The organism is Arenibacter sp. F26102 (assembly GCF_023015865.1).
Lineage (GTDB): Bacteria > Bacteroidota > Bacteroidia > Flavobacteriales > Flavobacteriaceae > Arenibacter.
The window spans coordinates 88,167-101,321 of the sequence record NZ_JALKBC010000001.1 but is presented as its reverse complement, the minus strand read 5'-3'; the positions used below and the strand labels follow the sequence as shown (position 1 = coordinate 101,321).

Here is a 13,155-nt window from a genome sequence, read left to right as displayed (position 1 = left end):
AATGCTCTCCAAAAGACATCGTTATTCCAGCCTTATTACCCCAATATCCTATGGGTTGGATTTGTTGGTAATTAACTTCTTTGCATACATTCTGCCCATCAATTTTCAATATCCCATACTTTTTCACAGTTATCTCACCTTGGCATGGATTATACTTTCCTTTAAGAATAGCTTTTATGAAGTATATAGATATACTAAGGTATCTTATATTTTAAAACTGCTATTTAACCAATTTGTCTTTTTCTTTTTAATATTATATGCCTTTATTGGCTTCTTTAAGCAACCCAATATGAGCCGATTGGCACTAGGGGAATATTTTGTTTTTGTTGGGCTGGCCATTTTTACCATTAAATTCCTAAACTATATTCTTTTAATGAAATACAGGGAGAGAATAAAAGGGAACATGAGGAATGTAGTGGTTATTGGGAAAAATAAGAAAACCGACCAACTAATCGACGTTTTTAAAGATCGCCGGGAGTATGGATATCACTTTATGAAGCAATTCTGCCCTTCAGACCCGGTTTTTGATATCTATAAAACTTTTGTATACATAGTAGAAAATAATGTTGATGAAATCTACTGTTCCGTTTCAGAATTGAAGAATAATCAACTTACCGAGTTTATTAACTTTGCGGATAATAATTTGAAAACTCTGAAATTTATCCCGGACAATAAAAACATTTTTTCCAAAAAACTAACCTTTGAATACTACGATTATATTCCAATCCTATCGCTGAGGGACATTCCTCTGCACAATCCTTTAAATTCTGCCCTAAAAAGAGGTTTCGATATTGTATTTTCATTATTAGTGGTTGTTGGAATTCTTTCTTGGTTGGCCCCTCTTATTGCCCTAATTATAAGATTGGAAACCAAAGGTCCTGTATATTTCAGGCAAAAAAGAAACGGAATCGACAACAAGGAATTCTATTGCTATAAATTTCGCTCCATGGCACCCAATGAACACGCCGATACCCTTATGGCAGTTAAAAATGATATGCGAACTACCAAAGTGGGCAAATTTATCCGCAGAACAAGTATTGATGAACTGCCTCAATTTTATAATGTCCTGTTTGGAAATATGTCGGTGGTTGGGCCTCGACCCCATATGGTAAAGCACACCAATGAGTTTGCGAATAAGGTTGATAAATACATGCTACGCCACTTTGTTAAACCGGGGATAACAGGTTTGGCCCAAGTCCGGGGATATAGGGGTGAGATTGAAACTGATATTGATATTTTAAACCGCACTAAATTTGATATTTTTTATATTGAAAACTGGTCGCTGTTCATGGATTTAAAAATAATAGTACAAACAGTTTTAAACGCAATTTCTGGAGAGAAAAAAGCATATTGAGAAATAAAATAAACTTTAATTAACACTATAAAATCATAATCTATATCTTAACACAACCATCACCGCCATTTAAACTCACTTAATATAATTATCACACTTTACCCAACTATTTTGGCTAATAAACCATAATTATTTTTATAAATGCATGATTCGATTAAATTTGCTTGCTACCAATTTGACTTTAAAATAATCAATAAATGAAAAAAGTACTTATAACTGGCGCCGCCGGCTTTTTGGGATCACACCTTTGTGATAGGATGATCAAAGAAGGTCATTATGTTATTGCCATGGATAACCTAATCACCGGTGACCTAAAGAATATAGAACATCTTTTCTCCTTGGAACAATTCGAATTTCAGCATCATGATGTTACAAAATTTGTGCATATTCCTGGGAAGTTGGATTATATATTGCATTTTGCCTCCCCGGCAAGTCCAATCGACTATTTAAAGATTCCTATTCAAACCTTAAAGGTAGGAGCTATGGGGACCCATAATTTATTGGGACTGGCCAAGGAAAAACAGTCTCGGATCCTTATTGCCTCTACCTCCGAAATATACGGTGATCCATTGGTACATCCACAGACAGAAGAGTACTATGGCAATGTAAATACCATAGGACCTCGTGGAGTTTATGACGAAGCCAAACGATTTCAAGAATCCATTACCATGGCTTACCACCGATTTCATGGTGTAGATACAAGGATTGTCCGGATTTTTAATACCTATGGCCCTAGAATGAGATTAAACGATGGTAGGGTAATACCAGCTTTTATGGGACAGGCTTTACGTGGAGAGGATTTGACGGTATTTGGTGATGGCTCGCAAACACGCTCTTTTTGTTTTGTAGACGATGAAATAGAAGGGATTTATAGACTGTTGATGAGCGACTATACACTTCCCGTGAATATTGGAAATCCGCATGAAATAACTATCAAGGAATTTGCAGAAGAAATTATTAATTTAACAGGGACAGACCAAAAAATAATATACCAACCCTTGCCACAAGATGACCCTATGCAACGTCAACCCGATATTACAAAGGCGAAGGACATATTAGGCTGGGAGCCTAAAATTAGCAGAAAGGAAGGTATGAAAAAAACCTGGGATTACTTCAAAACCCTGACTGTTGAGGAATTAAGAAAAACAGAACATCGGGATTTTTCCGATAGAAATAGAAAATAGAACTGACCCACCCTTATAGGTGGGTTTTTTATTTAATATTATCCCTGAAATATATTTATATTTTGCCTTAAGTATGTTCAATATCCATTTCAAACCGTATTTTTGGGGAAATTTTTTATAATGAATATCTTGATCCTTGGTGCCGGTGGGCGCGAACATACCTTAGCTTGGAAATTAAAACAAAGTGCAAAACTTAAAAATCTTTATGTGGCTCCCGGCAATGCGGGAACCGCAACCATAGCGAAAAATGTACCCATAGGTGTAAACGATTTTGAAGCCATTAAAAAATGTGTGCTCTCTGAAAAAGTCCATATGGTTATTGTAGGCCCTGAAGACCCCCTGGTCAATGGGGTGCACGATTTTTTTCTTAATGATAATGCCTTAAAAAACATCCCTGTAATTGGTCCTCAAAAAGCAGCTGCCACTTTGGAAGGAAGCAAGCAATTTGCCAAGGAATTTATGATGAGGCACAACATTCCAACAGCGGCCTATGAAAGTTTTACGGCTGAAACCTTGGAAAAGGGATATGCCTTTTTAGAAACCTTAAAACCGCCTTATGTACTTAAGGCCGACGGATTGGCCGCTGGTAAAGGGGTTTTGATTCTGAATGAGCTGCAAGAAGCCAAGGACGAACTGAAAACGATGTTGATCGACTCCAAATTTGGGGCTGCCAGTACTACTGTGGTCATTGAGGAATTTTTGGACGGAATTGAACTGAGCTGTTTTGTACTTACCGACGGAAAAGGATTTAAGGTCTTACCGACGGCAAAGGACTATAAAAGAATTGGTGAAGGGGATACCGGATTGAATACTGGTGGTATGGGGGCCATTTCCCCTGTTCCTTTCGCAGATAAAACCTTTATGGCAAAAGTACTTGAGCGCATCGTAAAACCTACCGTAGAAGGCTTTAAATTAGATAATCTGCCATACAAGGGATTTGTATTTATCGGATTGATAAAAGTTGGGGACGAACCAAAAGTAATTGAATACAACGTACGATTGGGCGATCCGGAGACCGAAGTGGTAATACCAAGAATAAAGAACGATTTGGTTGCGGTTTTTGAAGCTGTGGCAAACCAAACCTTGGACAGTATTGACCTAGAAATAGATGAGCGCACTGCTACCACGGTTATGGCTGTATCCGGGGGCTATCCAGAGGCCTATAAAAAAGGAATGGAAATAACCGGCTTTGACAAAATTGAAGATGCCGTTGTATTCCATGCCGGCACCGAATTAATAGACGGCAAGGTCTTGACCAATGGAGGCAGGGTTTTGGCGGTTACCGCATACGGCTCCAACTTCAACGAGGCGCTAAAAAAATCCTATAAAAACATTGAAAAACTACAATTCGATAAAATGTATTATCGCAAAGACCTAGGATTCGATCTTAAGTAAAAGTTTTACAGCAAATAGGTCGGCTTAGGACAAAAACTAAAAAATGGATAGCGTTTGCTATCCATTTTTTATATTATTCATTATCCTTAAATAAAGCTTAAGTAAAACCACAGCTTCAAAAAAGAAGCCTTAATCCAAACCGAAATCCGAAAAACGATTAAAGGTAAGAGTGTGCAGTTGCGTCCTTGTCTTCCTCGCCGCTATCGTTGTATTTTTTCAACTCCAACATCCAATATACAAAGGCGGCAGCGCCGATAAGCATTAAAATCCAATTCAATGTATTTGCCGCCCACCAATTCTCCATACTACGCAAAGCGTCGAAAGGTGCGAAAAGCACATTCACAAATAAATCTTCAATACCGTAAAAAAATGAATCCATCTTAATTATATTTACCATGCAAAAATATAAAAACCTAGGATGATTTCAAGCATTTTTGGAAGAACAAAACCAATAAATTATATAATACTTGTGGTATTTCTATTTTTCTTCTATTGGTTTGTGCACTTTTTCCTGTTCCAAAAATCGTATTCACCAGAACAAATATTGGGGCAAACAGCAATTTTAGGATTTTTATCCTTTAGCATTTTTGTAGTTAATTTTATTACATTAAGAAATAAGATAACGGGCGGAAATTCATTGGCCATCCTATTTTATACCTTGCTGATGGTACTGTTCCCGGAAGTATTGACCGATTCCAACGCCATACTATGCAGCTTTTTTTTGTTGCTTGCCATTCGTCGTATACTAAGTTTCCGGTCTCTAAAAAATATTAAACTAAAAATTTTTGATGCCACCTTTTGGATATTGATTGCCAGTTTGTTTTACGACTGGGCAATTTTATACCTTATAATGGTTGTCATTGCCATATACTTTTATGATCCAAAAAATATTAGAAATTGGCTGGTTCCCTTTGCGGCAATTATAGCTATGTTCCTCATTATGTTGGCTGTTCTGGTGCTGAGCAATAATATGGACTTTTTATGGGATCATTATTTTTTCGATTTTAAGTTCAATGCCGTTTATTTTTACGATTGGAGCAATAGCACCCTTTTGTTTCTCTATGTTTTTACCGCTTTACTCTGCGGCTTTTTGGCATTTCTAAAATTGGGTAACGTTGGGGTAGGTAAATTGGTGACTATGCGTCTGGTTCTGGTTCTATTCCTTATTGGATTGTTGGTAAAAGTGCTTAAGTCTTCCCCGGATACACACCCCATTCTTATTACCTTCTTTCCCGCAGTAGTATTTATTACCACCTATGTCCAATCCATCAAAAAAGATAGTATCAGGGAAATAGTACTAATGGCATCCGTAATTGTTCCTTTTATTGTACTTCTGACCAACATCATTATGAAATAGAAAGGCTATCTGTTAATGTAACCTAAGTTTCTTAACCAATAACTTTCAAAACTTGCTCTATTGCTGAGTACATCATAAAATTGTTAGGTCTTCAACCCACAAAATAGCTTCCAAATAAATAAAATGTGTTTTTTAAATAAACGGTATCTTTGTCTTAAAATATTGTCGTTATGTTCAGTGATTTTGCCTATAAAATATTTGAAGAAAGCATAGAAAAATATCATCTATTGGACGATGTGTCCCAATCTTTCAGCAATCCATTTTCAAAAGAAGATATTGCCCACCTGTTATATCGTAAAAATTGGATAGATACCGTGCAATGGCATTATGAAGATATTATCAGGGACCCTAATATTGAACCGGTTGCAGCACTTCAACTCAAAAGAAAAATCGACTCCAGCAACCAGGATAGAACAGATTTGGTTGAATTTATTGATAGTTACTTTCTAAATAAATACCAATCGGTAGAAAAAAAAGAAAATGCTACCATTAATACGGAAAGTCCGGCATGGGCCATAGACCGACTATCCATTTTGGCTTTAAAGATATATCACATGCAGCAGGAGGTAGATCGAAAGGACGCCACCCAAGATCATATTCAAAAATGCAGCACCAAGCTTAACATATTATTGGAACAAAAGAAAGATCTATGTTCCGCTATAGATCAATTATTACTGGATATTGAATCTGGCAAGAAATACATGAAAGTCTATAAGCAGATGAAAATGTACAATGACAACGAACTTAACCCTGTTCTTCGTAAAGCGCCCTGAATCCAAATAATGAAAAGCTTATCTTAGCCCTGCAACTAAACAATTGATGGTAAACGAGAAAAGTATTTCAAAGGATGCCGAGGGGAAAGTAAGGGATGTAACTAAGTCAACTCTCCTTAATCCTGACCAAAAAAAGCATATTCTGGTCATTCGTTTATCGGCAATGGGCGATGTGGCTATGACCGTTCCTGTCCTATCCGCCTTGGTTAAGCAATATCCAGGATTAAAAGTTACTGTACTGACCAGAAGTTTCTTCAAACCTATTTTTCTCGACCTTGATAACGTTAGCATTTACGAAGCGGATGTAAAGGGTAGGCACAAAGGCGTATTTGGGCTTTGGAAGCTATTTAAGGAACTTAAAGACTTAAACATAGATGCAGTTGCCGATTTGCACAATGTATTGCGCAGTAACATTCTAAAAAGGTATTTTAAGTTTGGGGCTACACCCTTTGTTCAGATAGACAAGGGCCGGGCAGAAAAAAAAGCCTTAACTGCTTTGCGCTCAAAGGAATTTCGACAGCTTAAAACTACCCACCAGCGTTATGCGGATGTTTTTGGAAAACTAGGAATGCCCGTAGATTTACAAACAGCCCCAGTACTTCCTAAAAGATATATTGCACCTGCTACAAGTCAATTGGTGGATGGCAAAGAAAAAACATGGATCGGCATAGCTCCTTTTGCCGCTTTCGACGGCAAAATGTACCCCCTGGATCTGATGGAAAAAGTAGTGGATGCACTGAATAAAACCGATCTACACAAAATACTTCTGTTTGGAGGCGGAAAAAACGAACAGGAACAACTGGAAAAATGGGATACCAAATTCAGTAACTGTATTAATCTGGTGGGCAAATTACCATTCCAGGAAGAATTGGCCTTAATTTCCCAACTGGATTTAATGGTTGCTATGGATAGTGGAAATGCACATTTAGCGGCCTTGTTTGAAGTGCCTACAATAACGCTTTGGGGAGTTACCCATCCTTATGCCGGATTTTATCCCTTTGGACAAAATTCCAATAATGCAATGTTGGCAGATAGGAAACAATATCCTTTGATTCCAACCTCAGTTTATGGAAACAAATACCCTCCTGGATATGAAAATGCAATGCGCACCATTTCTCCAGAGGATGTTGTTTTAAAAATTGAGGAAATATTAAAAAAGTAGCAAAAAATTGAACTTCTGGTGTCATTTAGCATCGACACAGAAGTCACAAATAAAACTAAAGAAAGGTTCCACAGTTTATATTCCCTAAGCCAACCTTCTTAAAGTAAGTTGTCCGGAAACAATTGAAGCGGGATTTGAAAAAACACCAAACTATGCCGGCTCCTTGTGCTCTATTAATTTAAAGTAATGCCTAAGCTGTTGAATATAATTATAGCGTAACATTTTACCATTTCCTTCAACCATTAAAGTACGAATACCAATATAGGATGATATTAAATAAGTGGCCACGGCTTCGCTATCTACATGCCTGTTTACATACCCGTCCGTTTTTCCCTTCTGTAGGGCAGTAACCAAATTTACTTCCCACACTTTTAAAATGTCCTGAAGATAATTCATGATATCCGGGTTCTTCCCATTAAATTCAGTAATGAAATTACTCAGAACGAATCCGTAATCCAGAAAATTGTGCTCTGCTGTTTCCAATGCATTATCAAAACAAGCAGCAATCTTGTTCAATGGGTCTTCTTCGCCCTCTATAGGTTCTATTAGACTGCTATAGACCTTTCTGAATAAAAGGTTTTGCACAATACTGATAAAGAATTCTTCCTTGGATTGAAAATGGTAGTAAAACGCACCTTTAGAAAGGGAGAGTTCCTTTAAAATATCGTCAATGCTGGTATTATGATAGCCCTTTTGATAAAAAATCTCCAAGCCGGTAGTTTGTATGCGCTGCATGGTTGCCATGCGCTTTAATTGTTTGTCCATAAGATTTGGTTTTCTATAAACAGACCTATAAGTCTGTTACCCTAACTCTAATTTTGGTCTTTTATTTAAAAAGTAAAGCTAAAAATAACTTTAAATCGATAAAATACACAAAAAAAGCAATCTTAACGACAATCTTTATCCGCTACAAACCGAATGGTCCATTTATTTTCCAATTTATCATCTAACTTTTAATCAGAAAAATGCAAAAGATTCTAAGTAACGGAACCTTGGCAGCTGCTCCCCGCCCCTGCCGTACATCCATAACAATGTTGTGAAATTATAATGTTCCTGTCATTTAGAATATCTTCATTGTAATCCTTAATGTGTTTAATTTTACTGGCCACTTTTAATCCCAACATCTGATTGAAGTCGCAATCGTAAAGCCATCCATCCCAACTCACTGAAATGGTATTGGTGCACATTACGTTGGCTACGGCCGAAGGATTATAGGCCTCCACTAAGGAATACATATAATCTTCATAATTCCCCGAAGCTATCAAATAATCCAAAAAACGGGCTATGGGTAAATTTGTAATGGAAAAAAGGTTGTGAAAATTAATCCCAAAATCTTCCTTAAGCGCCTTTTTAAAGTCGCGCTCCATTGCCACCTGATCTCCTGGCAAAAAGGCCCCGGATGGATTATATACGAGATCCAATCTTAAGGAACTGTCCGGCATACCATATCCAACCGCATTTAACTCCTGAAGTGCTGTAATAGACAAATCAAAAACTCCTTCTCCCCGCTGTCTATCCGTTTTTCCACGAGTGTAGTGTGGCATGGAGGAAATCACATGGATATTGTGTTTCTTAAAAAATTGGGGAAGATCATAATATTTCTTGTTCGCCCTAATGATGGTCAGATTGGAGCGCACAATAAAATCCTTTATTCCAGCTTTGGCTGCCTCTTCCACAAACCACCTAAAATCCGGATTCATTTCCGGAGCACCGCCGGTCAAATCCAAGGTGTGAGCCGCAGTATTACGGATAACCTCCAAACACATTTCCATGGTTTCCCTGGTCATGATTTCCTTACGGTCCGGACCGGCATCAACATGGCAGTGTTCACAAACCTGGTTGCACATATAGCCTACATTGATCTGTAGAATTTCCAATTTTTTGGGACGCAATGGAAACTGCCCAGTCTGGGCAATTTTATCCTTAAAATAGGGCAGCTCCCCATTTTCAAAAATCCCTCCATTAAGGATTTCCATTTGTTTATTGTCCATCACAAGGGCTTCATGCCTTGCCTTTAAAGATTTTGTTGCCATTATAATCGTATTCGGTTATTAGTACGCCATATCTGGGGCAGATTACAGAAAGTTGAAATTTTCGGATCACACATTTCCAAAAATCCACATCCCAAAATAAGGCATATCATTAATCAAGAAAGCTCCATGTACTACATGGATAGCTTCTTATATTTATTCATCATTTGAACCCCATGTACCAAAGTGGCACCGCTTTCAATAGCCGCGCCAGCATGTACTGCTTCCATCATTTCCTCTTTGGTTATCCCCTTTTGCAAACCGTCTTTTGTATAGACATCAATGCAATAAGGGCACTTAACAACATGGGCTACAGCAAGCGCTATAAGGGATTTCTCCCTAGCACTAAGGGCACCTTCCTCAAATACTTTTCCATAGTAATCAAAGAACTTGGTTCCCAATTCCTCGCTCCATTCGGTTATATTTCCAAACTTGCGTAAATCCGCTGGGTCATAATAAGAATCTGCCATTATATATTTTTTATTATAGTTATATTTTTTGGAAACCATATGTTATATAAATTTCCATTATTTATGATTTATTGTTTTAAAGGCCCACTTCCGTTACAACAGTATTAAGTCGGGATAGAAAGTAACAATACAGATCTAAAAATCCGTTATTAAAATTTTAAACGATAAGGCCGAAAGTGATTAGGAAATAGATTTCCTCAACTAAGAAAAGATGGTAGAACCGGAAGGGGAACCCTTATTAAAATAATTGCTTACAAAGTAAAAGTTTATGAATATGCTCCGATGATGGAAGTACCTTTTCATCGGTATTATTATGGTTTTTATGGTATGAAAGATCTTTGACGAATAAGTCCTAAATCCCTCTAGAATCCTTTTTAGATCGGTATTATTATCCAGATCTAACAAAGTTCGAAGTTGAATTATTTGAATATTCGAAACTTCTATAAATTCAGTGATTTTTTTGGTGAGAGAATTTGTTTTCCAAGGTAAATCCTTAAAATCCCTAGCATCAAATTGGGATTTATTAAGTCCCATTAAATAAAAACCTCCGTCCCTTGATGGTCCCAAAACAAACTTATTTGCACTTAAATATCCTGAAGCTTTCAGGATATCGGAGACCTTTAGTTGGGGCGTATCGTTCCCTATAGTAATAACATTATCAAATCCCTTATCAAAAATGGAATTGATTGCATTTACGAACCTTTCCCCAAAAGAATTTCCATATTGCTCCTTTTCAGTCAGAAGAAAATAAGGCAGCCCTGTCTTTTTTACGGTACATATTGCATGTTCCGTTAACCCTTTAAACAATACATTACCCTTCGGGATGGCCTTATGCTTCAATTCTTCCCTGGAGGAATTGGCAAATACCAAAATTGCCGTTGTAAATATTTTTAAGGTTTCGGGCATTACTCTTGTTATTTCATAAACATACAATAAAATCCTAGAATTAATTGGTCGATTGCCGAAGCATTTCATTACAAAATTGGGCCCTAACCATAACTGTTATTCCAAATTAAACCCATTGGTTGGTTATCCTATTGAAATATGTGGCCAGCCTTGGAATAAGGGTAGATAAAAAGCCTTAATAAATCGGTTAAGGACGGAAAATGGTCAGCTAATAATAGTTAAACTATTGGTGACCGACTCCTTAGTTTAAAAAAAGTATTGGAATTAATGGGACACATAACACCATAAGGAGGTTTCGTGAGGTGGTTCCATTTCATATGTAGGGCATCATCCATGGAAAAATATAACCCTGAACTTACCTGCTTTGCAATTAATAAGGAAATGGATTCCGTACCCATAAACCTTGATAATCTTGTACAATATTTCAATATGAAATTCAACATTCTTTTTTTGTAGCCAACCTAAAGTCCTAAAACCTATAGTTTTGTTAAAGTCAATCATAAACTAAATGAACATTCATTTTCTTGTATCTTTGAGCTGTAATTAAATAAATGTTCAACATTAAACGCTATTAAGATGCATAATTTCAAATATAAAAATCCGACCAAAATATTGTTCGGTAAAGGACAAATAGAAAATTTGACAGAAGAGATTCCCGCCAATGCCAAAATATTAATGCTCTATGGGGGAGGAAGCATTAAAAAGAATGGTATTTACGACCAGGTTAAAAAAGCATTGAAAAATTATGAGGTAATTGAATTTGGAGGTATTCCCGCCAATCCGGAATATGAAATTCTATTACGTGCCCTGCAGTTAATAAAATCAGAGAACATTACTTTTATGCTGGCCGTAGGTGGAGGTTCTGTAATAGATGGCACCAAATTTTTATCGGCAGCGGCACTTTATAAAGGCGACATTCCTTGGGATCTATTAACACAAAATACTCCAACATTGGAAGGTCTACCTTTTGGAACGGTATTGACCTTACCCGCAACCGGATCTGAAATGAACTCAGGAGCTGTGATTACCAGGGCAGAAACCAAGGAAAAGTTGGCTATGGGCGGACCTGGATTGTTCCCTGTATTTTCCATCCTAGATCCACAAGTAATTGCCTCTATTCCAGAGCGCCAATTAGCCAATGGAATAGCCGATGCCTTTACCCATGTACTGGAGCAATATATGACTTATCCAATAGGAGCATCCCTACAAGATCGCATGGCAGAAAGTGTTTTACAGACCTTGATAGAGGTGGCGCCCATTATTATTAAAAACCCCAAGGATTACACAGCGGCATCCAACTTTATGTGGAGCTGTACCATGGCCTTGAACGGAATATTGCCTTTGGGCGTTCCTACCGATTGGGCAGTGCATGCCATTGGACACGAATTAACGGCACTCTACGGTATAGATCATGCCAGAACTTTGGCCATAATTACCCCAAGTCATTATCGCTATAATTTTGACAATAAAAAAGAAAAATTGGCCCAATACGCAGAGCGAGTTTGGAATATCACCGAAGGAACTTTGGAGGAAAAAGCCAATTTGGGTATTGAAAAAACGGAGTCCTTTTTTCATGAATTGGGAATAAAAACCAAGCTATCCGATTATACAGAGGAATTTGACGGAAGCGCAAATGTTATTTCCAATAGGTTTACAGATAGAGGTTGGTTGGGTCTAGGTGAGCATAATTCTCTCTCACCCTACGATGTAGCTAAAATTGTAGAACTGGCCTATTAGGACTGTCTGAATGCAACTAATAAGGCAATGAGCACGTTGTAGTTGGAACTAAAAAACCTTCGAACATAAGTTCGAAGGTTTTTTGTGATATATTGTCCCTAAGGACTATTGAATAAAGTTTTACTTCTTGTAATTATCGTTCAAAATTTTAACTATGGCATCGGTTACATTATGGGATTCAGTTCCATAAAGAACACTTCCTCCGTCTCCTCCGGTTAAAATAAAAGAGTATCCATTTGATTCCCCGTAAGCTTTGATTTCCTCTTTTACTTTAGACACCAGGCTATCCATCTCAGTCTGACCTTGCATTTGCAACTGCTGCTCTTCCTGTTGCAACTGCTGACCTATAAACTGACTACGTTGTTGCAACTGACCATACTCCTCTTGTGCCTTGGCCTGTGCCATTTTTTGAGCCTTAGCTTGGAATGCTTGGGCCTCCACTTGAAAAGCTTGGGAAATACTATCCCTCTTTTTACCAAAAGTTTCGGTTCTCGTTTTAAATTTAGCTTCAATATCAATTTTCTCTTGATAGGTATCCATCAACTTCACATTATCAACGAAAGCTATCTTTTCCTGTTGGCAAGATATTGTTCCGATAAATACCAGTGCCAAAACTAATTTTTTCATTTTCTGTTTAATTTAAATTTTGGCAAAAATAGAAAAGGTTTTCTAGAATAAGTCAAAAATTGTTGTCAAACATTAGAACACAATATTATAGGCCAACACTTCCCTTGTTCTTCGAACACTGAACACGAAAACCATCTTTTAGCATCTATAGATAAACTTT

Annotated in this window: 13 protein-coding genes; 7 read left to right on the top strand and 6 right to left on the bottom strand. The window is 37.3% G+C overall.

From position 1 onward, the window contains the following. Nucleotide 1: 1 nt before the first annotated feature. The 3 genes from MWU78_RS00355 to purD all read left to right on the top strand — a co-directional run bounded on the left by MWU78_RS00355 (nt 2) and on the right by purD (nt 3,933). Nucleotides 2–1,354, top strand: coding sequence for an exopolysaccharide biosynthesis polyprenyl glycosylphosphotransferase (locus MWU78_RS00355; RefSeq protein WP_246993896.1), 1,353 nt, complete (start codon nt 2–4; stop codon nt 1,352–1,354). A gap of 197 nt (nt 1,355–1,551) precedes the next feature. Beyond that, nucleotides 1,552–2,538 (top strand): UDP-glucuronic acid decarboxylase family protein, encoded by a 987-nt coding sequence (locus tag MWU78_RS00350; RefSeq protein ID WP_246993894.1) that lies wholly within the window; start codon nt 1,552–1,554, stop codon nt 2,536–2,538. Nucleotides 2,539–2,658: 120 nt separating this feature from the next. Beyond that, nucleotides 2,659–3,933: a phosphoribosylamine--glycine ligase gene (purD, locus tag MWU78_RS00345; RefSeq protein WP_246993892.1), complete on the top strand. Its 1,275-nt coding sequence runs from the start codon at nt 2,659–2,661 to the stop codon at nt 3,931–3,933. 157 nt (nt 3,934–4,090) lie between these two features. On the opposite strand, the gene MWU78_RS00340 is transcribed toward purD, so the two are convergent. Next, nucleotides 4,091–4,312: a uracil phosphoribosyltransferase gene (locus tag MWU78_RS00340; protein ID WP_246993890.1), complete on the bottom strand. Its 222-nt coding sequence runs from the start codon at nt 4,310–4,312 to the stop codon at nt 4,091–4,093. Nucleotides 4,313–4,351: 39 nt separating this feature from the next. On the opposite strand from MWU78_RS00340, the gene MWU78_RS00335 reads away from it, so the two are divergent. The 3 genes from MWU78_RS00335 (at nt 4,352) to MWU78_RS00325 (ending at nt 7,225) form a co-directional block, all read left to right on the top strand. Continuing rightward, nucleotides 4,352–5,290, top strand: coding sequence for a hypothetical protein (locus MWU78_RS00335; protein WP_246993888.1), 939 nt, complete (start codon nt 4,352–4,354; stop codon nt 5,288–5,290). Nucleotides 5,291–5,460: 170 nt separating this feature from the next. Next, nucleotides 5,461–6,063, top strand: a complete 603-nt coding sequence (locus MWU78_RS00330) for a DUF4254 domain-containing protein (protein ID WP_246993886.1) — start codon at nt 5,461–5,463, stop codon at nt 6,061–6,063. A gap of 46 nt (nt 6,064–6,109) precedes the next feature. Continuing rightward, entirely contained in the window at nt 6,110–7,225 is a 1,116-nt protein-coding gene (locus MWU78_RS00325) for a glycosyltransferase family 9 protein (protein ID WP_348647046.1), read from the top strand. Nucleotides 7,226–7,375: 150 nt separating this feature from the next. Here the strand turns inward: MWU78_RS00325 and MWU78_RS00320 are convergent, their stop codons facing one another. The 4 genes from MWU78_RS00320 to MWU78_RS00305 all read right to left on the bottom strand — a co-directional run bounded on the left by MWU78_RS00320 (nt 7,376) and on the right by MWU78_RS00305 (nt 10,631). After that, the gene (locus MWU78_RS00320) at nt 7,376–7,990 is read right to left on the bottom strand and encodes a TetR/AcrR family transcriptional regulator (protein ID WP_246993884.1); all 615 of its coding nucleotides are present in this window, start codon (nt 7,988–7,990) and stop codon (nt 7,376–7,378) included. Nucleotides 7,991–8,202: 212 nt separating this feature from the next. Next, the gene (arsS, locus tag MWU78_RS00315; RefSeq protein ID WP_246993882.1) at nt 8,203–9,258 is read right to left on the bottom strand and encodes an arsenosugar biosynthesis radical SAM (seleno)protein ArsS; all 1,056 of its coding nucleotides are present in this window, start codon (nt 9,256–9,258) and stop codon (nt 8,203–8,205) included. Nucleotides 9,259–9,389: 131 nt separating this feature from the next. After that, on the bottom strand, nt 9,390–9,725 hold the full coding sequence (locus tag MWU78_RS00310; protein WP_246993880.1) for an arsenosugar biosynthesis-associated peroxidase-like protein: 336 nt from the start codon (nt 9,723–9,725) through the stop codon (nt 9,390–9,392). Between the two features lie 201 nt (nt 9,726–9,926). Further along, a complete protein-coding gene (locus MWU78_RS00305; RefSeq protein ID WP_246993878.1) occupies nt 9,927–10,631 on the bottom strand; it encodes a DUF2064 domain-containing protein in 705 nt (234 codons plus the stop codon). Between the two features lie 576 nt (nt 10,632–11,207). Here MWU78_RS00305 and MWU78_RS00300 point away from each other — a divergent pair. Next, complete coding sequence (locus MWU78_RS00300; protein WP_246993876.1) at nt 11,208–12,368, top strand: iron-containing alcohol dehydrogenase; 1,161 nt, start codon at nt 11,208–11,210, stop codon at nt 12,366–12,368. 120 nt (nt 12,369–12,488) lie between these two features. On the opposite strand, the gene MWU78_RS00295 is transcribed toward MWU78_RS00300, so the two are convergent. Beyond that, the gene (locus tag MWU78_RS00295; protein ID WP_246993874.1) at nt 12,489–12,995 is read right to left on the bottom strand and encodes an OmpH family outer membrane protein; all 507 of its coding nucleotides are present in this window, start codon (nt 12,993–12,995) and stop codon (nt 12,489–12,491) included. Nucleotides 12,996–13,155: the final 160 nt, after the last annotated feature.

Bases quoted from the DNA above. Each gene is read 5' to 3' on its own strand.
- MWU78_RS00355 (WP_246993896.1), top strand. From the start codon at position 2: ATGCTCTCCAAAAGACATCGTTATTCCAGCCTTATTACCCCAATATCC.
- MWU78_RS00350 (WP_246993894.1), top strand. From the start codon at position 1,552: ATGAAAAAAGTACTTATAACTGGCGCCGCCGGCTTTTTGGGATCACAC.
- purD (WP_246993892.1), top strand. From the start codon at position 2,659: ATGAATATCTTGATCCTTGGTGCCGGTGGGCGCGAACATACCTTAGCT.
- MWU78_RS00340 (WP_246993890.1), bottom strand. From the start codon at position 4,312: ATGGATTCATTTTTTTACGGTATTGAAGATTTATTTGTGAATGTGCTT.
- MWU78_RS00335 (WP_246993888.1), top strand. From the start codon at position 4,352: ATGATTTCAAGCATTTTTGGAAGAACAAAACCAATAAATTATATAATA.
- MWU78_RS00330 (WP_246993886.1), top strand. From the start codon at position 5,461: ATGTTCAGTGATTTTGCCTATAAAATATTTGAAGAAAGCATAGAAAAA.
- MWU78_RS00325 (WP_348647046.1), top strand. From the start codon at position 6,110: ATGGTAAACGAGAAAAGTATTTCAAAGGATGCCGAGGGGAAAGTAAGG.
- MWU78_RS00320 (WP_246993884.1), bottom strand. From the start codon at position 7,990: ATGGACAAACAATTAAAGCGCATGGCAACCATGCAGCGCATACAAACT.
- arsS (WP_246993882.1), bottom strand. From the start codon at position 9,258: ATGGCAACAAAATCTTTAAAGGCAAGGCATGAAGCCCTTGTGATGGAC.
- MWU78_RS00310 (WP_246993880.1), bottom strand. From the start codon at position 9,725: ATGGCAGATTCTTATTATGACCCAGCGGATTTACGCAAGTTTGGAAAT.
- MWU78_RS00305 (WP_246993878.1), bottom strand. From the start codon at position 10,631: ATGCCCGAAACCTTAAAAATATTTACAACGGCAATTTTGGTATTTGCC.
- MWU78_RS00300 (WP_246993876.1), top strand. From the start codon at position 11,208: ATGCATAATTTCAAATATAAAAATCCGACCAAAATATTGTTCGGTAAA.
- MWU78_RS00295 (WP_246993874.1), bottom strand. From the start codon at position 12,995: ATGAAAAAATTAGTTTTGGCACTGGTATTTATCGGAACAATATCTTGC.